Source organism: Sanguibacter massiliensis, from assembly GCF_900240335.1.
Lineage (GTDB): Bacteria > Actinomycetota > Actinomycetes > Actinomycetales > Cellulomonadaceae > Flavimobilis > Flavimobilis massiliensis.
In genome coordinates this window covers 2,585,775-2,610,398 of sequence record NZ_LT964979.1, presented here as the reverse complement: position 1 = coordinate 2,610,398, position 24,624 = coordinate 2,585,775, and the positions used below count along the sequence as shown (strand labels likewise).

Annotated in this window: 28 protein-coding genes; 3 read left to right on the top strand and 25 right to left on the bottom strand. The window is 71.3% G+C overall.

Annotation, left to right across the window (positions count from 1 at the left end; all coding sequences use genetic code 11):
- The first annotated feature begins 100 nt into the window (after positions 1-100).
- Positions 101-694 (top strand): DUF488 domain-containing protein, encoded by a 594-nt coding sequence (locus tag C1729_RS12110; protein WP_102510171.1) that lies wholly within the window; start codon positions 101-103, stop codon positions 692-694.
- Positions 691-1,209 (top strand): gluconokinase, encoded by a 519-nt coding sequence (locus C1729_RS12105; protein ID WP_102510170.1) that lies wholly within the window; start codon positions 691-693, stop codon positions 1,207-1,209. Before C1729_RS12110 ends, C1729_RS12105 begins: the two co-directional genes overlap by 4 nt.
- 84 nt (positions 1,210-1,293) lie before the next feature.
- Here the strand turns inward: C1729_RS12105 and C1729_RS12100 are convergent, their stop codons facing one another.
- From C1729_RS12100 to C1729_RS11990, 23 genes are all read right to left on the bottom strand, one after another.
- Positions 1,294-1,791: a hypothetical protein gene (locus C1729_RS12100; RefSeq protein WP_102510169.1), complete on the bottom strand. Its 498-nt coding sequence runs from the start codon at positions 1,789-1,791 to the stop codon at positions 1,294-1,296.
- Positions 1,788-2,153 (bottom strand): response regulator, encoded by a 366-nt coding sequence (locus C1729_RS12095; protein WP_102510168.1) that lies wholly within the window; start codon positions 2,151-2,153, stop codon positions 1,788-1,790. Before C1729_RS12095 ends, C1729_RS12100 begins: the two co-directional genes overlap by 4 nt.
- 45 nt (positions 2,154-2,198) lie before the next feature.
- The gene (locus C1729_RS12090) at positions 2,199-2,666 is read right to left on the bottom strand and encodes a chemotaxis protein CheX (RefSeq protein ID WP_102510167.1); all 468 of its coding nucleotides are present in this window, start codon (positions 2,664-2,666) and stop codon (positions 2,199-2,201) included.
- Positions 2,663-3,043 carry a response regulator gene (locus C1729_RS12085; RefSeq protein WP_102510166.1) on the bottom strand — a complete coding sequence of 127 codons (381 nt, stop codon included), beginning with the start codon at positions 3,041-3,043 and terminating at the stop codon, positions 2,663-2,665. The genes C1729_RS12090 and C1729_RS12085 overlap by 4 nt, the downstream gene beginning before the upstream one ends.
- Positions 3,040-3,861 carry a CheR family methyltransferase gene (locus tag C1729_RS12080; RefSeq protein ID WP_102510165.1) on the bottom strand — a complete coding sequence of 274 codons (822 nt, stop codon included), beginning with the start codon at positions 3,859-3,861 and terminating at the stop codon, positions 3,040-3,042. The genes C1729_RS12085 and C1729_RS12080 overlap by 4 nt, the downstream gene beginning before the upstream one ends.
- Entirely contained in the window at positions 3,858-5,015 is a 1,158-nt protein-coding gene (locus tag C1729_RS12075) for a protein-glutamate methylesterase/protein-glutamine glutaminase (RefSeq protein ID WP_102510164.1), read from the bottom strand. Before C1729_RS12075 ends, C1729_RS12080 begins: the two co-directional genes overlap by 4 nt.
- A 121-nt stretch (positions 5,016-5,136) precedes the next feature.
- Positions 5,137-6,834: a methyl-accepting chemotaxis protein gene (locus tag C1729_RS12070; RefSeq protein WP_102510163.1), complete on the bottom strand. Its 1,698-nt coding sequence runs from the start codon at positions 6,832-6,834 to the stop codon at positions 5,137-5,139.
- Positions 6,831-7,274 (bottom strand): chemotaxis protein CheW, encoded by a 444-nt coding sequence (locus tag C1729_RS12065; RefSeq protein WP_102510162.1) that lies wholly within the window; start codon positions 7,272-7,274, stop codon positions 6,831-6,833. The genes C1729_RS12070 and C1729_RS12065 overlap by 4 nt, the downstream gene beginning before the upstream one ends.
- Positions 7,271-9,631 carry a chemotaxis protein CheA gene (locus C1729_RS12060; protein WP_102510161.1) on the bottom strand — a complete coding sequence of 787 codons (2,361 nt, stop codon included), beginning with the start codon at positions 9,629-9,631 and terminating at the stop codon, positions 7,271-7,273. The genes C1729_RS12065 and C1729_RS12060 overlap by 4 nt, the downstream gene beginning before the upstream one ends.
- Before the next feature lie 118 nt (positions 9,632-9,749).
- A complete protein-coding gene (csrA, locus tag C1729_RS12055) occupies positions 9,750-9,983 on the bottom strand; it encodes a carbon storage regulator CsrA (protein ID WP_102510160.1) in 234 nt (77 codons plus the stop codon).
- A gap of 50 nt (positions 9,984-10,033) precedes the next feature.
- Entirely contained in the window at positions 10,034-11,224 is a 1,191-nt protein-coding gene (locus C1729_RS12050) for a hypothetical protein (RefSeq protein ID WP_129590748.1), read from the bottom strand.
- A complete protein-coding gene (flhA, locus tag C1729_RS12045; RefSeq protein WP_102510158.1) occupies positions 11,202-13,250 on the bottom strand; it encodes a flagellar biosynthesis protein FlhA in 2,049 nt (682 codons plus the stop codon). Before flhA ends, C1729_RS12050 begins: the two co-directional genes overlap by 23 nt.
- Positions 13,247-14,494, bottom strand: a complete 1,248-nt coding sequence (locus tag C1729_RS12040; RefSeq protein WP_102510157.1) for an EscU/YscU/HrcU family type III secretion system export apparatus switch protein — start codon at positions 14,492-14,494, stop codon at positions 13,247-13,249. Before C1729_RS12040 ends, flhA begins: the two co-directional genes overlap by 4 nt.
- On the bottom strand, positions 14,494-15,258 hold the full coding sequence (locus tag C1729_RS12035; RefSeq protein ID WP_242493819.1) for a flagellar biosynthetic protein FliR: 765 nt from the start codon (positions 15,256-15,258) through the stop codon (positions 14,494-14,496). The genes C1729_RS12040 and C1729_RS12035 overlap by 1 nt, the downstream gene beginning before the upstream one ends.
- A 5-nt stretch (positions 15,259-15,263) precedes the next feature.
- On the bottom strand, positions 15,264-15,536 hold the full coding sequence (locus tag C1729_RS12030; protein WP_102510155.1) for a flagellar biosynthetic protein FliQ: 273 nt from the start codon (positions 15,534-15,536) through the stop codon (positions 15,264-15,266).
- A complete protein-coding gene (gene fliP, locus C1729_RS12025; RefSeq protein ID WP_422917662.1) occupies positions 15,533-16,423 on the bottom strand; it encodes a flagellar type III secretion system pore protein FliP in 891 nt (296 codons plus the stop codon). Before fliP ends, C1729_RS12030 begins: the two co-directional genes overlap by 4 nt.
- Positions 16,424-16,425: 2 nt before the next feature.
- A complete protein-coding gene (locus C1729_RS12020) occupies positions 16,426-16,920 on the bottom strand; it encodes a FliO/MopB family protein (RefSeq protein ID WP_207204614.1) in 495 nt (164 codons plus the stop codon).
- On the bottom strand, positions 16,920-17,621 hold the full coding sequence (fliN, locus tag C1729_RS12015; RefSeq protein ID WP_102510154.1) for a flagellar motor switch protein FliN: 702 nt from the start codon (positions 17,619-17,621) through the stop codon (positions 16,920-16,922). Before fliN ends, C1729_RS12020 begins: the two co-directional genes overlap by 1 nt.
- Positions 17,618-18,532, bottom strand: a complete 915-nt coding sequence (locus tag C1729_RS12010) for a flagellar motor switch protein FliM (RefSeq protein WP_102510153.1) — start codon at positions 18,530-18,532, stop codon at positions 17,618-17,620. Before C1729_RS12010 ends, fliN begins: the two co-directional genes overlap by 4 nt.
- 78 nt (positions 18,533-18,610) lie before the next feature.
- Entirely contained in the window at positions 18,611-19,126 is a 516-nt protein-coding gene (locus C1729_RS12005) for a flagellar basal body-associated FliL family protein (RefSeq protein ID WP_102510152.1), read from the bottom strand.
- A 1-nt stretch (position 19,127) separates the two neighbouring features.
- Entirely contained in the window at positions 19,128-19,979 is an 852-nt protein-coding gene (locus C1729_RS12000) for an OmpA/MotB family protein (RefSeq protein WP_102510151.1), read from the bottom strand.
- Positions 19,976-20,743: a motility protein A gene (locus tag C1729_RS11995; protein ID WP_102510150.1), complete on the bottom strand. Its 768-nt coding sequence runs from the start codon at positions 20,741-20,743 to the stop codon at positions 19,976-19,978. Before C1729_RS11995 ends, C1729_RS12000 begins: the two co-directional genes overlap by 4 nt.
- Complete coding sequence (locus tag C1729_RS11990) at positions 20,743-21,009, bottom strand: flagellar FlbD family protein (protein WP_102510149.1); 267 nt, start codon at positions 21,007-21,009, stop codon at positions 20,743-20,745. The genes C1729_RS11995 and C1729_RS11990 overlap by 1 nt, the downstream gene beginning before the upstream one ends.
- Positions 21,010-21,204: 195 nt before the next feature.
- Between C1729_RS11990 and C1729_RS11985 the strand changes: the two genes are divergently transcribed.
- Complete coding sequence (locus C1729_RS11985) at positions 21,205-22,833, top strand: methyl-accepting chemotaxis protein (RefSeq protein WP_102510148.1); 1,629 nt, start codon at positions 21,205-21,207, stop codon at positions 22,831-22,833.
- A gap of 85 nt (positions 22,834-22,918) precedes the next feature.
- Here the strand turns inward: C1729_RS11985 and C1729_RS11980 are convergent, their stop codons facing one another.
- Both C1729_RS11980 and C1729_RS11975 read right to left on the bottom strand, forming a co-directional pair.
- A complete protein-coding gene (locus tag C1729_RS11980) occupies positions 22,919-24,094 on the bottom strand; it encodes a flagellar hook protein FlgE (protein ID WP_102510147.1) in 1,176 nt (391 codons plus the stop codon).
- A 24-nt stretch (positions 24,095-24,118) separates the two neighbouring features.
- Positions 24,119-24,622 carry a flagellar hook assembly protein FlgD gene (locus C1729_RS11975; RefSeq protein WP_102510146.1) on the bottom strand — a complete coding sequence of 168 codons (504 nt, stop codon included), beginning with the start codon at positions 24,620-24,622 and terminating at the stop codon, positions 24,119-24,121.
- Positions 24,623-24,624 lie beyond the last annotated feature (2 nt).

Below are 24,624 nucleotides of genomic sequence, written 5' to 3'. Positions count from 1 at the left end.
GAGCATATTCCCACGGGGCCGCAACTTCATGCGGGAACTTCTCAGGACCCGGACGCGTTCGCAACCGCGCGATAGCCTGACAGTCGATCCCGGAGGTGCCATGACGACGCCCGTTCTCACCGTCGGCCACTCGACGCGCACGCTCGAGGAGTTCCTCGACCTCCTCACCGACGCCCACGTCGGCGTCGTCGTCGACGTCCGCAGGCTCCCCGGCTCCGCACGCTACCCCCACTTCGACGAGGACCCGCTCCGCGACGCCCTTGCCCAGCGCGGCATCGACCTTCGCCGGCTCCCGGCGCTCACCGGCCGTCGTCCCCTCCAGCGCGATGTGCCGCCCGAGACCAATGCCTGGTGGGAGCACCGCAGCTTCCACAACTACGCCGACTGGACCCTCTCCGCCGACTTCCGCGCCGCGCTCAACGATCTGCGCAACCTGCGCGACACGGCCGCCGCCCACGGCCGGAGCATCGTCCTCATGTGCGCCGAGGCCGTCTGGTGGCGCTGCCACCGCAGACTCATCGCCGACCAACTCCTCGCGCGCGGCGAGCCCGTCGTCCACCTCATGGCGCCCGGCCAGACCCGTACCGCCGAGCTCTCCGCCGGCGCGGTCCTCCACCCCGACGGCACCCTCACGTACCCCGCACCCGACAGCGACAACGCCACCGGCACCACCGAGGCGACCCCCCACCCATGACCCACAGCCCCTCCGACACCCCGCCCCCGCGGATCGTCGTCATGGGCGTCTCCGGCTGCGGCAAGTCCACCGTCGCGACGCTCCTCGCCGCACGCCTCGGTGTCCCCTACGTCGACGCCGACGACCTCCACCCCGCCGCGAACGTCGCCCGCATGAGCGCCGGCATCCCCCTCACCGATGACGACCGCGCACCCTGGCTCGACACCGTCGCCGCCGCGATCGCCGCCGTCCCCGACGGCGTCGTCGTCGCATGCTCCGCCCTCCGCCGCACCTACCGCGACCGCCTGCGCGCAGGCGCCCCCGGAACCGTCATCGTCCACCTCGACGGCGCCCCCGAGCTCCTCGCCGCACGCATCGGCGCACGCACCGACCACTTCATGCCCGCGTCCCTGCTCGACACCCAGCTCGCGACCCTCGAACGCCTCGCCGACGACGAGCCCGGAACGGTCCTCGACGTCACCGCGACACCCGACGAGCTCGCCGACGCCGCCGCCGCCTGGTGGCACGGACGCTGAACCGCGACCGAGGCCCTGCCCCCAGACGACGACGGCCGGGCACCCGCCTGGGGTGCCCGGCCGTCGCGTCCAACGACACACCCGTCAGGTGCGTGGGACGACCACGATCGAGAGCGCCCCGGACCCGTAGCCGACGACCTCGACATCAAGGTCCAGACGCGCCACGTGCGCCGTCACCCACTGCGCCACGTCGCCAGGGAGCGCCGCACCCGGCACGTGCATCGTCGTGAAACGCAAGTGCGGCGCGCCGTCAGCGTTGAAGAGCGACGCGAGCACGTTGCAGATCTCACTGAAGTTCTCGATCTGGGACGCGCTCAGCTCCTTGTACCGCACGGAGGCCTCGACCTCCTTCGCAGGCACGAGACCGATCGCCGAGCCCGCCGCCGCCGCAAGCTCGAGCTCAGCGACGACGAGCGCCGCGAGCTGCATCTGGTCGTCGACGTACTCCGCGACCGTCGCGCCCAGACCCCGCGCCGGGTCCACGCCCCGACCCCGCACCGTGACGTTGACCTGACGCCCAACAAGCCCCTCGAGCAGCTCACGGAACTCCAGCGCGCCCGGCAGCGGCGTCGGCGCGCTCATGCGAGCACCGGCTCGATGGCGTCCCGGAACGCCTCAGGCGTGAACGGCTTCGACACGAGGAACAACGCCCCCGCCTCCTCCGCCTGGGCCCGCATCTCCGCCGAGCCCTCGGACGTCACGAACGCGAACGGGACGTCGTCGCCCGCAGCGCGCAGAGCGCGCAAAAGCTCGATGCCCGTGAGGCCCGGCATGTTCCAGTCCGAGAGGACGAAGTCCGGTTGCTCGGCGCGCGCCTTGTCGAACGCGTCCTGACCGTCGACCGCCTCGAGGATCTCCCAGTCGTACCCCGCCTGCCGCAACGTACGCACGACGATCTGCCGCATGACGCGCGAGTCGTCAGCGACCATGACATACAGGCTCATGACAGCCCCTCTCTCCTTCGTTCCAGCTCCGACCGGTCCCGCATCTCAAGCGACGTGCGAGAGCGAGACGACGACCACATGGCCCCGCCACACGAGCGGGACCGAGACGACAAGATCCTCCGAGCCCACGGCAGCACCAGCCGCGACCTCCGGGAGCGACAGCGTCGCCAGCGCCGGGAGCAGCGCCTTGACATTACCGCCCACGACGTTCGCGATCTCACCGAACGCGTCGACGACGTCCTCGTGCGACACGACGGCGTCCGCCGGCTCACGCAACAACGCCCGCACCAGCACCTCGACGTCGCCGCGCTCCGCGACGACCCGCGTACGCACCGCACCCGGCAAGCCCTCCGAACGCATGTCCACCCACGCCGAGACAGGCTCCGACCAACCGGCCGGCGCACCGCACTCCTGCACGAGCACCTCACCGTCGTCGACGAGCGCCGCGAACACGTCCTGGGCGATCGCAACGACCGTCGCCGGCGTCGCCACAGCAGCATCGATGACCGTCATGACACCTCCTGAGGGAGCAGCCCGAGCCACTCGAGCTTGTCCCGGATCGCATCCGGGCTGAACGGCTTGATGACGTACTCGTGCGCACCCGCCGCGAGCGCCTTGACGATCTGCCCGTGCTCCGACTCGGTCGTCACCATCATGAGTGTCGTCTCACGCCACTCACGACGCGCACGCACGGCCTGGACGAACTCGAGGCCGTTCATCACCGGCATGTTCCAGTCGACGCAGCACAGCGCGACCGGACCCGAGTCCTCCATCCTCGCGAGCGCCTCGGCGCCGTCGGCGGCCTCGACGATCTCGAAGCCGAGATCGCGCACCACCCCTGCGACGATCCTGCGCATCGTGCGCGAGTCGTCGATCACCAACGCCTTCATGAGATCCTCCCTGGGCCCAGGCGGTACACGGACGTGCGGCCGGCCGCGACGCGCTCCCACGCGTCATCGACGCCGACGGTCGTCTCGGCGGCGCCGAGCACGAGGTAGCCTCCGGGCCGCACGACCCGCGCCATACGACGCAGGATCTGCTGCTTGACCGGGAGGTCGAAATAAATGAGGACGTTGCGCAGGAACACGACGTCGAACGGTCCGCCCGGCGGCGGTGCGTCGAGCAGGTTGTGCCGCAGGAAGCGGACCCGCGCACGCAGCCGCGGATCGATCGTCCACGAAGCGCCCTCACGACGGAAGTGCTTGACAAGGTACGGGGCCGGCAGCCCCCGGTTGACCTCGAGCTGGGAGTAGGACCCGGCCCGCGCCCGGTCGAGCACCTCGTTCGAAAGATCCGTCGCAAGTACCTGCACGAGCGCGTGCTCAGGCAGCAGCTCGTCGAGCATCATGACGATCGAGTACGGCTCCTGACCCGTCGAGCACGCGGCCGACCACACGTCGAGCCGCGGCACGACACGCCCCTCGAGCAGCGTCGGCACGATCGTCGAACGCAGCGCGTCGAACGGCAGATGATCCCGGAACCACGACGTCTCGTTCGTCGTCATCGCCTCGACGACAGCCTCGTGCAGACCGAAGTCAGCACCCTGCCGCAGCCGACGCACGAGCCCTTCGACGTCCTCGCCCGCACTGCGCGCCAGAGGCGCGAGCCGCGACTCCACGAGATACTCCTTGCCAGGACCAAGACTGATCGCCGAGCGGCGCCGCACCAGGTCGGCGACGAACTCGAACGAATCGTGCGTGAGCGTCATGACGCGCCTCCCGCCGTGAGCGCACGCACGTCCGCGCACCGGGCCGCGATCGCGTCCGCGATCGAGTCGAGCGGGAGGATCCGGTGGGTCGTGCCCGCGGCGGCGACCGCACCGGGCATCCCCCAGACGACCGAGGTCGCCTCGTCCTGCGATATCATCGTCCCGCCGGCCGCGACGAGCTCGGCCGCGCCCGCCGCACCGTCCTGGCCCATGCCCGTGAGCATGACGCCGAGGAGCTGCGGCCCGAGGACCGCGACCGCCGAGCGCAGCATGACGTCGACGCTCGGGCGGCAGAAGTTCACGGGCTCGCTGCGCGAGAGCGCGACGCGCGCCGTCGACGCGGTGCCCGCGAGCTCGAGGTGGAAGTCGCCCGGGGCGACGTAGACGTGGCCCGGGCGCAGGACGTCGCCGTCCGACGCCTCGACGACCGTCGAGGGACCGAGCCGGTCGAGCCGCAGCGCGAGCTGCGCCGTGAAAAGCGGCGGCATGTGCTGCGTGACGAGGACGGGGACGGGCAGGGGCCTCTGCAGCCCGCCGAGCACGCGCGAGAGCGCCTCGGGGCCGCCCGTCGAGGAGCCCACGACGACCGCACGCACCGGGTGCGTCGGCGCTGCGGGCAGCGTCGCGGACGCACGGTGCACCGCCGCCCCGCGCGGCGCAGCGAACGGCGTCGAAGGGGCGACGCTCGGCCGCGCGGCCGCGTGCGCCGCCGAGGTGCCGAGCAACGGACGCGCAGCAGGCCGCGCCGCACGGTCCACGAGGACACGCAGCTTCGGCACGAGCTCGCCCGCGACCCTGGAGAGGGCCTCGGCGAGCGACCCGACGTTGGACGGCTTCGTCACATAGTCGCTAGCACCCGCCGCAAGAGCGTCGAGCGTCGCCGACGCACCACGCGCGGTGAGCGTCGAGAACATGACGATGGGGACCCGCACGCCGCGCCTGCGCAGCTCGCGGACGGCCGTGACGCCGTCCATCTGCGGCATCTCGATGTCCATCGTGATGGCATCGGGCGAGAGCTGCTCGACCTTCGCGAGCGCACGGAGCCCGTCCGACGCGGTCCCGACGACCTCGACGTCCGCCTCGGACTCGAGCGCCTGCACCAGGAGCCTGCGGATGACGACCGAGTCGTCGACGACGAGCACACGGATCGGCACGCTGCACCTCCTCACGTTCGTTGGGACGGCGCGCACCGGTCGGCGCGCACCACGGGCAGGGATGCCCACGGCCTCCCCATCGGTCGCGGACCGCTCGTCGTGAGCGGTCCGCGACCGCGGGTCAGAAGACGAACGCGTCGACGCGCTCGCGCAGGCCACGGGCGGCGTCCGCGAGCTGCTCGACCTCGGGACGCAGCGCCTGCGCGACCTCGCTCGACGTGCGCGCGGCGTCGGCGACCGACGTGATCGCGTCCGTGATCCGGTCGGTGCCCGCCGCGGCGCGGCCCACGGACCCGCCGAGCTCGGCGCTCGTCGCCGTCTGCTCCTCGACCGCCGACGCGATCGTCATCTGCATGTCGCTGATGCGCGTCACCATGTCGCGCATCTCCTCGATGCGCCGCACGGTCTCCGCGGAGCCGGCCTGGATCGCGCCGACGCGGTCGCCGATGTCCTGCGCCTGCCGCGCGGTCATGACGGAGAGGTCCTTGACCTCGTCGGCGACGACCGCGAAGCCGCGTCCCGCCACCCCGGCGCGGGCCGCCTCGATCGAGGCGTTGAGCGCGAGGAGGTTGGTCTGCTTGGCGATCCGCGTGATCGCGTCGACGACCTCGCCGATCTCCTCGCTCGCCCGGTCGAGGGCGAGCACGGTCTCGACCGCCGCTTCCGTGATCCCGCCCGCCGTCTCGGCGACGTGCGCGGCCTCCGCGGCGCTGCGGGCGATCTCCCGGATCGAGTCGCCGAGCTGGTCGGTGCCCTCGGCCGCCGTGACGACCGACACCCGCACCTCCCCCGCTTCGCCCACGACGGCGCCCGCTTGCGAGGACGCGCTCGACGCGGCGGACCCTGCCCGCTGCGTCCCGGCCTCGACCCGCCCTGCTCCGTCGAGGACGAGGTCCGTCGTCTCCCGCACCCCGGCGAGGAGCTGACCGAGGGCCGTGCGTGCGACGTCGAGGGCCGCGGCCGCGCGGCCGAGCTCGTCGCGCGACGTCACGAGCGTCTCGTGCGTGAGGTCGCCCGACGCCATCGCCTCGATCGAGCCCTGGAGCCCGGCGACGTTCCGGCGGATCCGTCCCGCGACGCGTGACGCGACGAGCCACATCCCCACAGTCCCGGCGACGTAGACGAGGACGACGACGATGATCGAGGTGCGCGCCCGTGCGGTCGACGCATCGACCGCCTCCTCGAGCTGTGCGGCCATCGCGACGTCGAGCGCGTCGAGCTCGACGCCGATCGTGTCGATGAGCGGGACGTACTCGTCCTGGTACATCGTCGAGAAGACCTCGTCCTCGCGCTTCTGGTTCGCCATGAGACGCACGCGCGTCGCGCGGGCCTGGTCGACGACCTCGGCGACGGGGTCGATAACCCCGGGCTCGAGCTTCTCGCGGAGCGCGGCGATCGACGCCGCGACCTCCTCGTCGTTGTCGGCGAGGTCGTCGCTCAGGGAGTAGCGCTGCATGAAGTTCGCGGTCGCGGCCGCCTGGCCGATGAGCGCGCTCGACCGCTCGACCTGGGCGCGCAGCCGCGCGGCCGGCTTGGTGACCTCGATGCTCGTGCTCGCGACGTCCTTCGTCGCGTCCCGCAGGGCGAGCACCTGGACGACGCTCGCAGCCCCGAGGACCGCGAGGGCCACGCCCGCGACCGCGACGAGGACGAACATCTGCGCGCGCAGCGACGCCGTGCTACGGCGTCCGCGGAACCCTCGGCCCCGCGGGTCGGGCTCGGGCGAGGGAGACGGCTGCGAGCGGGAGGCGCGCGACCGGAGCCGGGGCAGCCGGTCCCGGAGGCGGGAGAGCCGGGCGACGCCGGGCAGCCGCTTCACGACGCACGCTCCTCGGCAGGCTGCAGCGCGAGCGCGGCGGCGACGTCGAGCAGGAGCAGGAGGCGGCCGTCGAGCTTGTGCACGCCGACGACGAGCGCGCGCATCGCGGCGCCGAGCGTCTCCGGCACCGCCTCGAACGTCGACTCGTCGACGTCGAGGACCTCGCCCACCGTGTCGACGAGGAGGCTCACGGCCTCGCCGTCCACCTTGACGACGACCATCATGGCCTCGGCCCCGGGCGCGAGCGGCTCGAGCCCCAGCATCGGACGCAGGTCGACCGTGAGGACGACCTGGCCCCGCAGGTTGACGAGGCCCGCGACCCCCGGCTGCGCGAGCGGGACGAGCGTACGCGGCTGATGGCCGAGCGTCTCCTGAACGAGGTCGACCGGGACGCCGTACGTCGCACCGTCGATCTCGAACGTCACGAGCTGGGTCGTCACGAGGCCACCACCATGAGGTCAGCGTCGACGAGAGCGTCGACGGCGGGGAGAGGGTCGGAGTAGTAATGAGGATCTGCAGCGCCGAGCACGGCCGGAAGGTCGACGACCTCCGTGACCCGGCCGCCGAGCGTCACGAACTCGGCGACACCGTGCGTGTCCGCCGGCCGGCGTTCGTCGGACGAATCCGCGACGATCTCGAGGATCGCGCCGACGACCATCGCGACCGAGCGCGAACCACGGCTGAACACGACGACGTCAAGCGGACCCTCGCCCGCCGGAGCACCGCCGAGGACCGAGGAGAGACGCAGCAGCGGCAGGATCGCCCCGCGGTAGCGCAGCACCTCTCGGTGCCCCGCGACCTCAACGCGCGCCGGATCGATCTGCTCGAGGCGCGTGACGGCGTCGAGAGGGATCGCCGCACGCCGGGTGTCGTCGAGCGCGACGACGAGGAGGTCGCGCGACGCCGACGTCGTCGTCACCGCCTCCGTCGCCGTGCCCACCTGCTCGACGAGGTCGCCGACGAGCGCACGCCGCGCGATCGCCTGGACGTCGAGGATGAGCGCGACGCGCCCGTTGCCCATGAGCGTCGCCCCCGCGTACGTCGCTGCGGCCCGCAGTTGGGACGCGAGCGGCTTGACGACGATCTCCTCGGTGTTGAGCACGCGGTCGACGACAAGACCGAACCGCTGGTTGTCCGCGCGCAGCACCGCGATGACCATCGAGCTGCGCTCCGTGGCGGGCGTGCGCAGCACGTCCGTGAGCCGCACGAGCGGTAGGAGCTCCCCGCGGAGGCGGTAGACCTCGGAGCCGCCGACGTGCTCGATCGCGCCGGCCGTGCGCTCGGTGTCGAGCGCGACGAGCTCGAGGAGGCTCACCTGCGGGACCGCGTAGATCTCCCCGCCCGAGACAACCGTGAGCGCGGGCATGATCGCGAGGGTCAACGGGATCTGAAGGCGCCACACGGTGCCGACGCCGACCTCCGACTCGACGTCGACCTGCCCGCCGATCTCCTCGAGGTTCGCCCGGACCACGTCCATGCCGACACCGCGGCCGGACACGTTCGTCACGGTCTCCGCCGTCGAGAACCCCGGCAGGAAGACGAGCGACTGCAGCTCGGTGACGCTCATCGCGTCAAGCTGCTCGACGGTGCGCAGACCACGCTGCAGAGCCTTGGCGGCGACCTTCTCGGGGTCGATGCCCCGGCCGTCGTCCCGCACCTCGACGACCACCTGGCCGCCAGCGTGGTACGCCCGCAGGGCGAGCCGGCCCTGACGTGGCTTGCCGACGTCCTCACGCTCGCCCGGCAGCTCGATGCCGTGGTCGACAGCGTTACGGACGAGGTGCGTCAGAGGGTCCTTGACCGCCTCGAGGAGCGAACGGTCGAGCTCTGTCTCCCCGCCGACCATCTCGAGGTCGACCTGCTTGCCCGCACCGTTGGCGAGGTCTCGCACGACGCGCGGCATCTTCGACCACACGTGGTCGATGGGCTGCATGCGCGTCTTCATGACGCCTTCCTGCAGCTCGGTCGCGATCGTCGAGAGCCGCTGCGCCGAGCGCAACAGCTCCGGGTCCGTGTCCTGGCCCGTGTTCTGCGCGATCTGGTTCCGCACGATGACGAGCTCGCCGACCTGACGCATGAGTTCGTCGAGCAGCTCGACGTCGACGCGGATCGACGTCTCGACGCTCGCGGACCGACCAGCGCCCCCGGACGCTCCGCGCTGCGCCTCGGGAGTCACGATCTGCGACGCAGCAGGCGCTGCGACGGTGTGCTCGTCGGTGCGCGGAGCGCGTGCACGTGGCGTGACACGGGTCGCGCCCGCGACAGGTGCCGGCGCAGCGGCGGCCGAGCCGACCTCGGCCGTCCCGGCCGTTGCGGTCGCGAGGACGGGAACCGCAGGAGCAGGCTCCTCGTCCGGGTCGACGGTGCCGACCCCGACCTCGGCGACAGCGTCCGTCACCGCGGGCTCCGTCACGCCGTCGAGCATCCGCTGGATCCGCGCGACGACCGCCTCGGTCTCGACACCGTCCTCCGTACCGTTCTCGTCGATCCGCGCGAGGATCGCCCGCACCGTGTCGACCATCTCGAGGAGCACGTCCGTCGTCGGCTGGTCCATCTGACGCTCGCCGTTCCGCAGCTCGACGAGCAGCGACTCGCCGACGTGCGTCACAGACTCGAGCGCGTGGAACGACAGGAAGCCGCTCGTTCCCTTGATCGTGTGGATCGTTCGGAAGATTGAGCCGAGCAGGTCCCGGGAGCCCGGGTTCGACTCGAGCGCGACAAGGTCCTGGTCGAGCTGGTCGAGGTTCTCGGTGCTCTCGATGAGAAACTCGCGGACGATCTCGTCGATGCCTTCCATGGCACTCCTTCGGCGGGGCTGCGCGCACGGTCGGGACGACCGTCACCCTCCACCATCGGACGCCGCGGGGCCTCCATGAGGCGTCGTGCGACGCCTCGCGCTCTCTTCCTCGCGCGGGCTACTCGGGGCGCCGCAGCCGACCGAGCAGGTCCTTGACGTCGTCGTCGCTCACCGCGGCTGCCGCCGCGTTGGCCTCGGACACGGCCGTCGCAACCTCCGACCGGTGCACACGCATCGACCGCGGTGCCTCGATGCCGATCCGCACCGCATCACCGCGTGCCTCGACGATCGTCACGACGATGTCGTCGCCGATGAGCACACTCTCACCGACCTTGCGACTCAGCACCAGCATGGTCCGAGGCTAACGCAGGAACGCCCGGACTCCTGCAGCAGAAGCGCCGTTCAGTCCCAGACTGCGTCGTCGAGCCGCTCCGCGAACGTCGCCGCCCACACCGGGGCCGACGCCACGAGCCCATCGAGCATGCCGACCGGAACGCCGAGCGCGAGCACTTGGGCGGGCGCCGACGAACCCTCGACACCGATCGCGCCGAGAGCGTCGACACGCCGGTGCGCCTGCACGAGCTCGAGCCACCGACGCGTCTCGAGCAATGACCGCCCCACGTCGACCGCTGCCCACAGCTGCACGGGCCGCAGAGCGTCGACCATCGCACCAACCCGCTCGCGTCCGGCCCGGTGGGGGGGCACCGCGAGCGCGACGATGACCGCCCCACCCGCGACCCCAAGACGCGTGACGAGCTCAGCCGCGTCGTCGACGTCAACGAGCACCGGACGCGCACCGCCCGTGCCGTCGCCGCGGCCCAGGGCGACGTCCGTGAGACGACCGTGATCCCCCGCGAGGACGACGCGCGACCCGGGGACGCCCGCGCGCCGCGCCAACTGCTCCGCGACGTCCGTCACCGCTCCCGGCTCGCCGACGACGACGAGCGCAGCGCCGTCGGGCCGCACCACCTCGGGCGCCTTCTCGACGTGGGCGAGCACCGACGACAGCGCGACACGCACGCCCGGCGAGGGCGGGACGTGGCCGAGCGCCGCCGCGACGACCTCGGACGGCACCCCAACCTCGAGAAGCTCGGGCACCGTAACACCGGCGCGCGGCATGACGACGGGACGCTGGACGACACGGGTGGGTGACGGCTCGGGCGTCCCAGGGCCAACGTCGTCCGGCACCGCGCGCAACGCGCGCGGACGCACCGCCGGGACGTCGGACGACGGTGCGACACCCTGCGCCGCGACGAGCGCACGCACCCTGTCGAGTACTTCGGCGAAGTCAGAGCCGTCCGTCGAGAGCCCGACCGCCGGCGGCGCATCGCCCCCCGCCGCACGTGCCTCCTCCGCGTCGGCCGCGTCAAGCAGGTCCTCGAGGGACGCGGGCGCAGCCCGTTCGACAGGCACGTCACCGATCTCCGGGACGTCGACGAGCACCTCGAAGTACTCCTTCGCGAAGAACCCCCCGACGCCGCCCGAACGCACCCGCTCCGCCTGGACGACGCGCGCCCCCGGGCCGTGCTCCCGACGCACCCGCGCGACGAGCGCCGCGAGGTCGGGACCGTCAAGCAGCAATCGCCGGGACATCGCTCACCACCCCGACCGGCTCGATCCGCTGCACGGTGCCCGTGACCTCCGCGTACGACATCACGGGAACGTCGCCGAGCTGGGACCTCACGAGACGCGACAGCGCAGGGCGCAGGGCAGGTGCGCACACGAGCACCGGTTCCCGCCCCTGGGACGCCCCCGCCTCGCGGAGCTCCTGCACGCGCGCGCAGAACACCGCGAGACGGTCCGCGTCGAACGCGATCTGCGTCCCGCCGTCGCCCGCGCGCAGCGCCTCGAGGAGACTGTGCTCGAGCATCGGCTCGATCGTCATGACCGGTACGACACCCGCCGCCGTGCGCTGCGCCGTGATCGCGGGCGCGAGCGCACGCCGCGCCGCCTCGACGAGCCCCTCCGGGTCCGTCGAGACCCGCGCACGCGTCGTGAGCGCCTCGAAGATCCGGCCGAGGTCGCGCACCGAGACCCCTTCGGAGAGCAGGCCCGCGAGGACCCGCTGCACCTCGCCGAGCGGCAGCAGCCCGGGCACGAGCTCGTCGACGACCGCCGGGTTGACCTGCTTGAGGCTTTCCGTGAGGACCCGGACGTCCTCGCGCGAGAGCAGCCTGTCGGCGTGCTGCACGATGATGTCCGAGAGGTGCGTCGCGAGGACCGAGACTCGGTCGACGACTGTCGCCCCCATCATCTCCGCGGAGAACCGGGACTCCGTCGGGACCCACCTGCCGTCGAGCCCGAACACGGGCTCGCGCACAGGCTCACCCGGGAGCGAGCCGAGGTCGTCACCGAGTGCGAGGACGCGGCCCGGCGGGAGGATGCCCGTGCCGACCTCGACGCCCGCCACGAGCACGGAGTACGTCGCCGGCGGCAGCTCGACCGAGTCGCGCGTCCGCACCGGCGGCACGACGATCCCGAGGTCGAGCGCGATCGATCGGCGCAGCGACCGGATGCGGCCGAGAAGGTCGTCGGTCGCCCCCGGACGCACGAGGTCGACGAGGTCGGGTGCGAGTCGCACCTCGAGCGCGTGGACGCGCATCTCCTCGAGGATCTGCTCGGTCGCGTCACGCTGCGGGGCGGCCGGGGCCGCCGCCTCGAGCTCTGCCGCGGCCTCCCGCTCGACGTCCCGGCTTCGGACGCGTCGGCTCGCGACGACGAGGACGATGCCGACGCCGAGGAACGGGAGCTTCGGCATGCCCGGCAGGAGCGCGAGTCCGATCGACGCGCACCCGGCGATGAGCATCGCCGTGCTCGACTGCGAGAGCTGGGAGCCCGTCGCCGTGCCGAGGTCGTCGTCGCTCGCCGACCTCGTGACGATGAGACCCGTCGACACCGAGAGCAGGAGGGCAGGGATCTGCGTGACGAGGCCGTCGCCGATCGTCAGCAGCGAGTAGGTTTCAAGGGCCTCGCCCGCGCTCATGCCCCGCTGGGCCATGCCGATCGCGAAGCCCCCGACGAGGTTGATGACGGTGATGATGATGCCGGCGATCGCGTCGCCCTTGACGAACTTCGAGCCACCGTCCATCGCGCCGTGGAAGTCGGCCTCCGCGGACACCTCGGCGCGGCGGCGCCGAGCGTCGTCCTCCGAGATGAGACCCGCGTTGAGGTCCGCGTCGATCGCCATCTGCTTGCCCGGCATCGCGTCGAGCGTGAAGCGTGCCCCGACCTCGGCGACGCGACCGGCACCGTTGGTGATGACGACGAACTGGATGACGACGAGGATGAGGAAGATCACCATGCCGATGACGAGCGAACCGCCAATGACGAAGTGCCCGAACGCGCTGATGACCTCGCCCGCGTAGCCGTCGCGCAGCACGAGTCGCGTCGAGGCGACGTTGAGGCCGAGCCGGAAGAGCGTCGCGACGAGGATGATCGACGGGAACACCGAGAAGTCGAGCGGCTTCTTCACGTACATGCTGATGAGCAGGATCATGAGCGACCCGGCGATGTTGACGACGATGAGCACGTCGATGAGCGGGGCCGGGAGCGGGACCACGAGCATGAGGACGATGCCGACGATCCCCACGGGGACGGCGAGGGGGCCCACCTTCTTCATCGGACGTTCTCCTGGGACTGGTCGGCGGCACGGCTGTCTGACGTCCTATCGGCCGGGGGCGCGGAGGTCTGAGGAGTTCGCTCCTCACGGGCCCGGCGCTGGCTTTCGCGCCGGGAGCGCAGCCGGTCCGCACGCGACATCGTGGGGACGGAGGTGGGTCTCGGCATCGTGTGGTGTCCCTGGCCCGCACCGCGGGCCTTGAGCGCCATGACGAATGCGAGCACCTGCGCGACGGCTGTGAAGAGCTCGGCGGGGATCTCCTCGCCGACCCGGCACGACGCATGGAGCACGCGCGCGAGCGGCACGTCATGGACGAGCGGCACGTGGTGCTCCTCCCCTGCGGCACGGATGCGCGCCGCGAGCGCGCCCTGCCCGGACGCGACGAGGCGGGGCGCGCCCGTTCCGGCCTCGTAACGGAGCGCGACCGCGACGTGCGTCGGGTTGACGATGACGACGTCCGCCTCGGCGACGTCTGCGATCATGCGGTTGCGGCTCATGGCGAGCTGGCGCGAGCGGATCTGCCCCTTGAGGAGCGGGTCGCCCTCGGACTGCTTGTGCTCCTCCTTGATCTCCTGCTTCGACATGCGTGACTGCTTGCGGTTCTTGCGCACGACGACGAAGAGGTCGGCCGCGGCGAGCCCGAGCCCTGCAGCGACCGCTCCGACGATGAGCGCTCGCACCGCACCGCCACCGATCTCGAGCAGTGACGCGAGCGAGAGCCCGCCGGCAGCGGTGAGCTGCGGCACGATCGATGCGACCGCTTGCCAGAGGACGAGCCCGACGACGACGGTCTTGAGGAGCGCCTTGAGGCCTTGCCAGAGGGACTGCACCGAGAAGATGCGCTTGAGCCCCTGGACGACGTTGAGCTGCTTGAACGACGGCTTGAGCTTCTTCGTCGAGATGTGGAGACCCCCCTGCGCGACGTTCGCGACGATCGCCGCGATGACGACAGCCACGAGGACGGGGGTGAGCGTGCCGAGCACCGAGCCGAGACCGTCCGTGAGCGCCGCGAGCGCCCGCTCCGGGGTCGGGTCCGCGATGACGTCGTCGATCGCTGCGAGCTGCGCCTCGCCCGCCGCACGTCCGTCAGCGACGACGCCGGGCAGCATGATCGCCGCAGCGCCGACGCCGAGCCACGCCGAGAGGTCCTGGCTGCGCTGGAGGGCTCCGTCCTTGCGGAGCTTCTTCATGCGTTGCGGGGTCGCCTTCTCGGTCTTCTCACCACCTCCGGGAGCGTCAGCCACTACCCCACCCCCAGAAGACGACCGAACGACAGCACCGAGTCGTCGGCGAGCCGCTCGACGAGGCCAGGGAGCGCCAGCATGACGAACGGCACGAGGAGGAGCGTGAGAAGGATCTTCAGCGGAAACCCGAGGACGAACGCGTTGAGCGCGGGCGCGACGCGGGTGATGAGGCCGAGCGCCGCGTCGGCGAGGAACAGGACGACGACGAGCGGACCTGCGACCTGGAGCGCGACGAGGAACATGCGGCCGGCGACGTGCGCGACCTCGCCTGCGACCGGGCCGAGGTCGAGACCGCCGTGGAGGGGCACGACGTCGAAGCTGGCGGCGAGGCCCGCGAGCGTCACCTGGTAGGCGCCCGTGACGAACATGAGGACGACCGCGATCATCTGGAACAGGCGCGTGAACTGGGCGCCCATGACCATCGACTGCGGGTCGTAGGCCTGCGCGATCTGGAACCCGCCGAAGAAGTCGATGAACGAGCCGGCCGCGGCGACGGCTGCGACGAGCGCGTACGTGACGAACCCGAGGGCGGCCCCGACGACAACCTGGACGACGAGCGCCCCGAAGAACGCGCTCATCTCCGTCGTCGTCGGTTCCTCGAGCCGCGGCAGGACCGCGAGCGCGAGCCCGACCGAGAGCATCGCCCGCACCCTCGCTGGCACGGCGCGGTGCGAGAACGGCGGCGCGACGACGAGGAACGCGACGATCCGGACGGACGCGAGCGCGACCGTCTCGACCGTGGCGAGCGCGAACGACACCTCCACGCCCGTCAGCCCCCGAGCAGCGACGGGATGCGCGCGAAGAGCTCATGCGTGAACGCGACCGTCTCGGCGATCATCCAGTGCCCTGTGACGAGAAGCGCGACCGCGACGGCGATCGCCTTCGGGACGAACGAGAGCGTCACCTCCTGCACCTGCGTGATCGACTGCAGCAGGGAGATGGCGAAACCGACGACGAGCGCCGTGATGAGGATGGGGGCCGCGAGCTTCGCGGCGAGCATCATCGCGCTGAGCGCGATGTCGAGGACGGCGTTCGAGCTCATGTGTAGGTCCCGACGAGCGACGTGATGATGAGCGACCAGCCGTCGACGAGCACGAAGAGCAGGAGTTTGAACGGCAGGGAGATCATCACGGGCGGGAGCATCATCATGCCCATGCTCATGAGGGCGGAGGACACGACGAGGTCGACGACGAGGAACGGCACGAAGATCACGACGCCGATGATGAACGCGGCCCGCAGCTCGGAGAGCATGAACGCGGGGATGAGCGTGAGCAGGGGGACGTCCTGCGGGGACGCGGGGTTCTCGAGGTTTCCGGCGCGCGTCATGAGGGCGATGTCGTCCTCGCGGGTGAGCCCGAGCATGAACTCGCGCAGCGGCCCGGCCGCGGCCTCGACCGCACCGCCGAGGTCGATCGAGCCGTCGAGGTAGGGCTGCAGCGCGGTGTCGTTGAGGACGCTGAGAACAGGCTGCATGATGAAGAGGGAGAGGAAGAGGGCGAGTCCGGCGAGCACCTGGTTGGGCGGCACCGTCGTGAGGCCGAGCGCGTTCCGGGTGAGGCCGAGCACGACGAAGATCTTCGTGAAGCTCGTCATCATGAGGAGCAGCGCTGGTGCGACGGCGAGGGCGGTCGTGCCGAGGAGCACGAGGATGGATGTCGACGGCTTCGACTTCTCGCCGTCGATGTAGATCGACACGGTGCCTTCGCCGTCGTCGTCGCCCGGCGCGGCGGGCAGCGGCGCGGCGGGCAGCGGCGTCGCGGGCAGCGGCGCGGCCGCGACCTGCGCGACGATCGCGGCCTGCGGGCTCGCGGCGGGCGCAGCCTCGGCCCGCGACGGCATCGCGAAACCGACACCGACCGCGACGACGAACGCCATCGCGACGACGACCGCCGCACGCACGGCCGCGTGGAGCCGGCGCCCGGCCTGCAGGCTCACCGGACGCCGGCGCGGCCCTGCGCGCCGTCCGGACGGGCGAGGCTCTCCCGGAGGATCGCCTCGAAGTCCGGCTCGAGGTTCGTGGCAGGGCCCTCGTCGGTGGCAGTCGTCTCGGCCGCGACCGGGGCGTCCGACCTGTCGAGCACCGTGATCCCCTGCTCCCCCACCCCGAGCAGAAGACGCCGCCCGCCGAGCTCGACGAGCGCGACGCTCGCGCGCGGCGAAAGCGTCGCACGCTCGAGGACCCGCAACGCGCGCTCGGGTGCAGGCCGACGTTCGCCGAGCCGCGCCGTGAACGCGGCGAGCGTCGCACGCAGCCCGGTCGCCCGGCCCGGGCGCTGCACGGCTGCGCGTGGGCCTCCGAGCCCCGAGCCGGCGAGGCCAGCACCCGACGGCGCACGGCCGGCGAGCCGCCTCCCCGCCCACCACAGGAGCCCGGCGATCGCGGCGACCGCAACGACGGTCCGCAGCAGCGGGACGACGAGGTCCATCAGAGGCCCGCGTGAGCGAGGTCGACGATCTCGGTGATGCGCAGGCCGTAGTCCTCGTCGACGACGACGACCTCGCCGCGCGCCACCAGGTGGCCGTTGACCATGAGGTCCGCGGGCGCTCCCGCAACCCGGTCGAGCTCGATGACCGAGCCCGGGACGAGATCGAGGACCTGCCGCACGGGGAGCTTCGCCCGCCCGATCTCGGCGGTCAGCGTCATCTCGACGTCGTAGAGCATGCGCAGCGCCGCAGCGCTCGGGCCCGCCGTCGCGGACCGCGCGGGCGCAGCGTCCGCCTCAGGGGCGAGACGCACACCGAACCAGCCGACGACCGTCTCACCCTCGGTGAGCGCAAAGACCTCGGTGCCGTCAACCGCGAACGTCGCCTCGGTCGACGCGAGCTCACGCAGTTCGGTGAGCACGCCGTCACGGAGCGCTCCGGCCGCAGCCTCGAAGGCAGGTCGGACGACGTCGACGAGGAGCGCGTCCGCGCTCGCAACCGCTGCGTCGACCGACGTCCCCACAACGAGCGTGAGGTCGGCACCCGCCGAACCCACCACCTTCGCCCCGAGGCCGGCCCCGGCCGGGACGACGTCGTCGGCCGTACGTGCCCGCACGCCGAGCGGGACGTCCGTGGGCAGGACGGCCGCGAGCGCAAGAGCGGCCGGAAGTGCGAGCACCGCGGTGCCGGTCTGGGATGTCATCGTTCGTTCTCCTCGAAGTTGACGACCTGGCACGCGAGCTGCCGGCCGTTGGCCCCGACCACCGCGTGGGCGAGGACCTTGTCGTCGACGACCACGTCGAGCGGGCGTGACGACGGGTGGGTGAGCATGACGAGGTCGCCGACGGCGAGCTCGACGAGCTCGCGCGGACGGATCGGGATCGAGCGCAGCCGCACCGCGACCTCGAGCGGCACCTCATGGATCTGCTCGTTGACGCGGCGGCGCGCCTCGCGCACGTCGTCGGACTCGCTCCGCCCGCGACCTGAGCTCTCCGCGACACGGAGCGCATCGATGAGGTGCTCGGCGGGCGTCATGACGGTCGCCCGCCACTCGTGACCGTCGAGCGCGACGGTGTACGAGATGCGGACGACGGGCTCCGCCGCGGGGACGAGCTGCGCGAACTGCGGGCTGTACTGCAGCTGGGAGATCGACGCGTCGAGCGGCGCGACGGACGCGAACGCGTAGCGCAGGTCGCCGAGAGCCATCTCGAGCACCTTCGTGAGGAGCTCCGTCTCGATCTCCGTGTGCTCGCGCTCCGGTACGGCCCCGTGCAGGCCGGGGCCTGCGAGCATGAGGTCGATCCAGAGCAGGGAGAGGTCGAGCGGCACCTGGACGACGAGCGGGGCGTGCGACTCCCTGAGCTTCGCGACGACCATGAGCGTCGGGTCGGGAAGGCTACCGATGTAGTCGTCGTACGACACCATGTGGACCGAGTCGAGCTGCACGCCCGTGACGACCCGCAGCCGCGACGTGAGCAGCGTGCCCCACTGGCGCGCGAACGTCTCCGACGCCATCTCGATCGCCCGCGAGTACTCGCGGGCGATCGTCATGGGACGTCGGAAGTCGTAGGGCTCGACCGTCGGGCGGGTGCCCCGCAGGGGTTGGTTGGTCACGGGAGCCACGATCGGCCCACCGAGTGGAGGTATGAGACGTTTCCTGCGAGCGGTGCTTCGCCCCAGGTCAGAGCGTCGTCACTGCGTGACGAAATCGGTGAAGTACACCCCGAGCACGTCACCCCCGTAGGCGGTCGCCAGCTGTTCCTCGAGCGCCGCGCGCACCGCTTCGCGGCCCTCAGGCGTCGCGACGTCGTCGACCTTGTGCCCCGAGAGCAGCGAGATGACCGCATCCTTCGCGCGCGTGACGTCAAACTCGGAGCCAGCGTCCTCGGTGAGCTGCAGCCCCAGACCGATGCGGAGGTACTTGCCCGAGGCCAGGTTGACGTTCATGGGCTCGAGCTGGACGATCGCTCCCGGGACGGGCGGTGCCGCCGCCTTGCGCGCGGCCGCCTCGGGCCGCACGACGACGAGGTAGATCGTCAAGCCCGCCGCGACGAGGCTCACGAGGACGACGAGGACGACGACCTTGAGCCACGAGCGACCGCCCTCGGGCTTCCCCTCGGGCGCAGGCTCGGGCGCCGCTGCCGCGCCGCGACCGGCGCCGATCTTCTGACGCGGCGCGCCCACGACGCGCTGCTCCACGACGGCCATGTCAGGCCCCTTCCGCTGCGTTCTGGATGGTGGGCAGGAGCTCGCGCACCCGCTCCGGCTGAGAGCTGAGGACGACGATGTCGACGCGCCGGTTCGCCGCGAGCGCCGCAGCGTCGGTTCCGTCGACGAGCGGCCTAGCCTCGCCGTATCCGACGGCCGAGATTCGGTCCGGGGCGACGCCTCGATGCTCGACGAGCCGCCTCAGCACGGCTGTCGCGCGGGCGGCGGACAGGTCCCAGTTCGTCTCGAACCGCGACCCCACGGGCACGGTGTCGGCATGCCCCTCGATCTTCATCTCGTAGGAGCTGGTGCCGAGAGGGCCGCCGATCGCGTCGACGACCTCACGGAACTCGCCCCCGATCGCGTCCGAGCCCGGATCGAAGAAGACGTCGGTCGTCACCATGCCGATGACGAGCCCGGCCTGCGTGACGCGGAACTCGACCGCCCCGTCGTGCCCCTTCTCGCCGAGAGCGTCGGCAACCTCGTCGCGAAGGCTCGAGAGGTTGGCGAACTCCGACTGGGCCGCAGCGTACTCCTGCGCGGTATGGTCGCCGTCCCCGACCTGGTCGCCGAGGCCCGTGAGAGTCGACCCGACGTCGGGCACACCGACGAGGTCGCTCGTCGCGTCCATGACGCCCGTCCCACCGACGAGTACGACGTCGCCCGTGTGGCCGAAGCCGCGCGACAGGGAGGCCCTGAGCGCCTCGAACTTGTCTGCGTCGACCTGACTGATCGCGTACATCACGAGGAACAGCGCCATGAGCACGGTCATCATGTCCGAGTAGCTGACGAGCCAGCGCTCGTGGTTGACGTGTTCCTCGGGTTCCTCGCGGCGCCGCCGACGGGCACTCATGCCGCGTCCTTGAGCTGCTGGCCAGGTGGCAGGAGCGACCTGAGCCGTTCACCGACGAGGCGCGGGTTCGCCCCGGACTGCACCGAGAGCAGGCCCTCGAGGACGAGCTCCATCTGAGCGCACTCGAGGTCGGAGAGCCGGCGCAGCTTGTTCGAGATCGGCAGCCACATGAGGTTCGCCGAGGCGATGCCCCAGAGGGTCGCGACGAACGCTGCGGCGATCATGTGACCGAGCTGGTCGGGCTGCGAGAGGTTCTCGAGCACGTGGACGAGCGAGACGACGGTGCCGACGATGCCGATCGTCGGGGCGTACCCGCCCATGTCCTGGAAGATCTTCGACGACACGCGGTCGGCGGTACGCTTCGCTGAGATCCGGTCCTCGAGGATGATCCGGAGGTCCTCGGGATCGGTCCCGTCGATCGCGGCGCGCAGCCCTTCCCGGAGGAACGGGTCCTCGAGGTCGCGGGCGGCGCCCTCAAGGGCGAGAAGGCCCTCGCGACGGGCACGCTCGGCGAGCGAGACGATCGCGGCGATCGACGCGTCGGGCGAAGGGACCTTCGCGGAGAACGCCCGGGGCAGCGCCTTGATCGCGCCGACGAAGTCGCGCAGCGGCCCGCCTGCCATCGCGGCACCGAACGTACCGACGAAGACGAGGACCATCGGCGCCGGGAGCAGGATGCTCATCGGCGACGCGCCCTCGAGGAAGATCATCGCGAGCACACCGCCGAAGCCGACGATGAGACCTAGTGCGGTCGCGGGATCCATCAGCGAGCCTCCTCCGGGGTGCGCACCACGGCCAGCGGCTGCCGGACCTCGGGTGCGGTGTCCATCTCGGCGAGCGCCTGAGCGCGTGAGATGACGCGGGCCCGTGCGTCGGTCATCGCCTCGACGAGTTCGTCGAGCGTCTCGCTGACGATGTACTTCGTGCCGTCGACCAGCGTGATGACGGTGTCCGGTGTCGTCTCGACACGCTGGACAAGATCGGGGTTGACGGCGAACCGTCCCCCGTGGAGGCGCGTGACAACGATCATCCAGATCACCAATCCCTGGTGTGCAACGGGTCCGTCCGTGGACCTTCACGCTGCCCATCGGCAGTCGTCGGTGGGGCATGAGGGTTTTTCTCGCCACCCCGGGTCGCGCCTCATCGGGAGGCACCGCTAACCGATGGGGAAAGCAGAGGGGCGGTGAAGCACGCTCTCCCTACGTCTCGAAGGAGATCCACCACGATGACCACGACCACACCTGCGCATCCGCGCGGGAAGCGGCACCTTCTCGCCGACCTGCGGATCCGTACGAAGATCCTCGCGCTCGCCGTCCTGCTCGGCGTCTTGGCGACCGTCATCGCGGGCTTCGCGTCCGTCCAGCTGCAGAGCCTCGCGAGCCTCACTGCGTCGGTGAGCACGGGTACGGCAGAGCTCAGCGACTCGCTCCGTCAGCTCCAGAGCAACGTCTGGCGTACTCGGGCGGCCGTCCTCGAGATCGCCGCGGTGCCTGTCGGGGAGCGACGGTCGATCAAGTCAAAGATCGAGGCGCTCTACACGGAGATCGCAGATTCACGCGCGTCATACGAGACGTACTTCCACGAGGTCACGGGCAGGAACCTCGAGTCGGCTGGCCCGTTCTACGCCGCGTGGGACGCCTACGGTGCCGTCGCCGTCGACCGCATGGTGCCCGAGGCGATGGTTGACGACATCCTGTCGTTCCAGTTGATCCAGTCGTCCGAGGGCTCGGCCAAGGGCGACGCCGCCGTCGCCGCGCTCGACGGCATCAAGGCTGACCTCGACTCCGCGATCGAGCAGAGGATCGCGGAGGCGCATGCGACCGCGGACCAGACGACGGTCTGGCTCGTCGTGCTCGCCGTCGCCCTCATCGTCGTCGGCCTTGTCGTCGCGTTCCTCATCGCCAACGCGATCGCGCGCCCTGTCGGCCGGGTCCGTGACGCGTTGCAGCGGCTCGCGACCGGCGACCTCACGACTGACGTCGAGGTGAACTCGCGCGACGAGGTTGGCCAGATGTCCGTCGCGCTCAACGAGGCCCAGGCGACGCTCCGGTCGACGCTCGCGGGTGTCGCGGAGTCGACGACGACGGTGGCAGCGTCCTCGGAGGAGCTTGCGGCTGGCAATGCGCAGATCATGTCGGGTGCCGGGGAGACGTCGGCGCGCGCGGGTGTCGTCGCGGCCGCGGCCGAGCAGGTCTCGCGCAACGTCCAGACGGTCGCTGCGGGCGCCGAGCAGATGGGTGCGTCGATCCGTGAGATCGCGCAGAACGCTGCCGAGGCGGCGTCCGTCGCGGCGACCGCGACGGCTCAGGCGGCGACAACCTCGGAGACGATCGCGCGTCTGGGCACGTCGTCGCAGGAGATTGGCGCGGTCGTCCGCGCCATCACGTCGATCGCCGAGCAGACGAACCTCCTCGCGCTCAACGCGACGATCGAGGCCGCACGCGCCGGCGAGGCCGGCAAGGGCTTCGCTGTCGTCGCCGGCGAGGTCAAGGAGCTCGCCCAGGAGACCGCACGCGCGACCGAGGACATCGCCCGACGCGTCGAGGCCATCCAGGCCGACACCGACGGCGCGGTCACCGCGATCGGCGAGATCACGCACATCGTCGGACAGATCAACGACTACCAGATGACGATCGCCTCCGCCGTCGAGGAGCAGACCGCGACGACGAACGAGATGTCGCGCTCGGTCGCGGAGGCCGCGACCGGGTCCTCGGAGATCGCCGAGTCCATCACGGGCGTCGCGACCGCGTCGGCGGCGACGAGCGACGTCGTCGCGCAGACCGGGTCGGCCGTCGACGAGCTCGCTCGTCTCGGGGCGGACCTGCGGGCGCGCATCTCGGTGTTCCAGATCTGACGGAGCGCCCTCGAGGGACGACGAAGCGCCCGGCCGCAGAGCGGCCGGGCGCTTCGTCGTCCCTGTGCCCCGGGGGGGCGTGGGGTCAGCGCTTGAGGTTGACGAGCTCCGAGAGGAGCTCGTCGCTCGTCGTGATGACGCGCGAGCTCGCCTGGAAGCCACGCTGCGCGATGATGAGGTTGGTGAACTCCTGCGAGAGGTCGACGTTCGACATCTCGAGCGCCCCGCCCATGAGGTTGCCTCGGCCGCCCTGGCCTGCGACTCCGATCTGCGCGTCGCCCGAGTTGACGGACGTCGTGTAGCTCGAGCCGCCCGCCTTCTCGAGACCCACCGGGTTCGCGAACGCGGCGATCGCGATGCGGCCAACGGCCTGCTTCGTGCCGTTCGAGAACGCGCCCATGATCGTGCCGTCCGGGTTGATGGCGAACGACTGGAGCGCACCGGCCTGCGCACCGTCACGTCCGGTCGCCTCGACCGTCGTGAGCGCCGCGTAGCCCGTGATGCCGGAGAGGTCGACGGTGCGTGCGCCGACGGTCATCGTGCCACCGCCCGTGAGCAGCCCGTCGGTGCCGAAGGTCACGGCGCCGGTCGCGGTGTTGATCCCGTCGGACGCCGAGACGTCCCAACCGCCGGCCGTGCGCGTGTACGTGAGCGAGAGCGTCGACGCGGTGCCGACGCCGTCGAACACCTCGACGTCACGCGTGAGGACGGTGCCGACCGCGGCATCTGCCGGCAGGTTGCCGCCGAACGTCACCTCGGTCGTCGCGCTCGCGCCGACGAGCGTCGTCATGGGCAGGCGCAGGTCTCCGACGGGGCCGCCCACGTCGACGGTCCCGTCGGCTGCGGCCGACCAGCCCTGAACGAGCGAGCCGTCGGCCGTGACGATCTGGCCGAGCGAGTCGAGCTCGAACGAGCCGTTGCGCGTGTAGTACTGCTGGCCGGCACGCTCGACGACGAAGAACCCGTCGCCCGAGATCATCATGTCGGTCGAGCGGTTCGTCGTCTGCGACGCGCCCTGCTGGAAGCTCGTCGTGATCGCGGCGACGCGCACGCCGAGGCCGACCTGCGCGGGGTTCGACCCGCCCTGCCCGGCCTGGGGCGCGCCCGCATTCTGGAGGACCTGCGAGAGCGTGTCCTGGAACTGGACCTGGGAGCTCTTGAAGCCGACAGTGTTGGCGTTGGCGATGTTGTTGCCCGTGACGTCGAGCATGGTCTGGTGCGAGCGGAGCCCGGAGATTCCGGAGAAGAGCGAGCGCAGCATGGTGGAGTCCTTCCGTGAGGGCCGTCAGGCCGCGGACGTGTCGGTGGTCGGGGCGCCGGCCTCGTCGGTCGGCGCGTCGGGGTCGGCAGGGGTGTCGGGCTCGTCGGGTGCCGTGGGCGGCGGAACGATGCCGGAGATGGCGTCGAGCGTGACGTCGGTGTCACCGACGCGGACCGTCGGCACGGGGCCGGCGAAGGAGACGGCGGAGGCGTACCCGGTCTGGGTGTTGCCCTCGGCATCGGTGTACGAGACGTGCTGGCCGACAAAAGCGGTCGCGGTCGCCCGCATCTGGAGCGCGAACGACTCGACCGACGTCGAGCCGATCTGGGTGAGCTGTTCGACGGTCGCGAGCTGCGAGGTCTGCGCCATCATCTGGGTCGTGTCCATGGGGGACGTCGGGTCCTGGTAGCGCAGTTGCGCGACGAGGAGCTTGAGGAACGACTCGCCGTCCAGCTCGTTCTTCGCCGTCGACGGGCTCTGCCCGGCGTGGATCGACGTGCCTCCGGCAGCGGTCACAGGGTCGGTCATCG

Excerpts from the sequence above, each read along its gene's own strand:
- C1729_RS12110 (WP_102510171.1), top strand. The coding sequence starts at position 101 with ATGACGACGCCCGTTCTCACCGTCGGCCACTCGACGCGCACGCTCGAG.
- C1729_RS12105 (WP_102510170.1), top strand. The coding sequence starts at position 691 with ATGACCCACAGCCCCTCCGACACCCCGCCCCCGCGGATCGTCGTCATG.
- C1729_RS12100 (WP_102510169.1), bottom strand. The coding sequence starts at position 1,791 with ATGAGCGCGCCGACGCCGCTGCCGGGCGCGCTGGAGTTCCGTGAGCTG.
- C1729_RS12095 (WP_102510168.1), bottom strand. The coding sequence starts at position 2,153 with ATGAGCCTGTATGTCATGGTCGCTGACGACTCGCGCGTCATGCGGCAG.
- C1729_RS12090 (WP_102510167.1), bottom strand. The coding sequence starts at position 2,666 with ATGACGGTCATCGATGCTGCTGTGGCGACGCCGGCGACGGTCGTTGCG.
- C1729_RS12085 (WP_102510166.1), bottom strand. The coding sequence starts at position 3,043 with ATGAAGGCGTTGGTGATCGACGACTCGCGCACGATGCGCAGGATCGTC.
- C1729_RS12080 (WP_102510165.1), bottom strand. The coding sequence starts at position 3,861 with ATGACGCTCACGCACGATTCGTTCGAGTTCGTCGCCGACCTGGTGCGG.
- C1729_RS12060 (WP_102510161.1), bottom strand. The coding sequence starts at position 9,631 with ATGGAAGGCATCGACGAGATCGTCCGCGAGTTTCTCATCGAGAGCACC.
- csrA (WP_102510160.1), bottom strand. The coding sequence starts at position 9,983 with ATGCTGGTGCTGAGTCGCAAGGTCGGTGAGAGTGTGCTCATCGGCGAC.
- C1729_RS12050 (WP_129590748.1), bottom strand. The coding sequence starts at position 11,224 with ATGTCCCGGCGATTGCTGCTTGACGGTCCCGACCTCGCGGCGCTCGTC.
- flhA (WP_102510158.1), bottom strand. The coding sequence starts at position 13,250 with ATGAAGAAGGTGGGCCCCCTCGCCGTCCCCGTGGGGATCGTCGGCATC.
- C1729_RS12030 (WP_102510155.1), bottom strand. The coding sequence starts at position 15,536 with ATGAGCTCGAACGCCGTCCTCGACATCGCGCTCAGCGCGATGATGCTC.
- C1729_RS12020 (WP_207204614.1), bottom strand. The coding sequence starts at position 16,920 with ATGGACCTCGTCGTCCCGCTGCTGCGGACCGTCGTTGCGGTCGCCGCG.
- fliN (WP_102510154.1), bottom strand. The coding sequence starts at position 17,621 with ATGACATCCCAGACCGGCACCGCGGTGCTCGCACTTCCGGCCGCTCTT.
- C1729_RS12005 (WP_102510152.1), bottom strand. The coding sequence starts at position 19,126 with ATGGCCGTCGTGGAGCAGCGCGTCGTGGGCGCGCCGCGTCAGAAGATC.
- C1729_RS12000 (WP_102510151.1), bottom strand. The coding sequence starts at position 19,979 with ATGAGTGCCCGTCGGCGGCGCCGCGAGGAACCCGAGGAACACGTCAAC.
- C1729_RS11995 (WP_102510150.1), bottom strand. The coding sequence starts at position 20,743 with ATGGATCCCGCGACCGCACTAGGTCTCATCGTCGGCTTCGGCGGTGTG.
- C1729_RS11990 (WP_102510149.1), bottom strand. The coding sequence starts at position 21,009 with ATGATCGTTGTCACGCGCCTCCACGGGGGACGGTTCGCCGTCAACCCC.
- C1729_RS11985 (WP_102510148.1), top strand. The coding sequence starts at position 21,205 with ATGACCACGACCACACCTGCGCATCCGCGCGGGAAGCGGCACCTTCTC.
- C1729_RS11980 (WP_102510147.1), bottom strand. The coding sequence starts at position 24,094 with ATGCTGCGCTCGCTCTTCTCCGGAATCTCCGGGCTCCGCTCGCACCAG.
- C1729_RS11975 (WP_102510146.1), bottom strand. The coding sequence starts at position 24,622 with ATGACCGACCCTGTGACCGCTGCCGGAGGCACGTCGATCCACGCCGGG.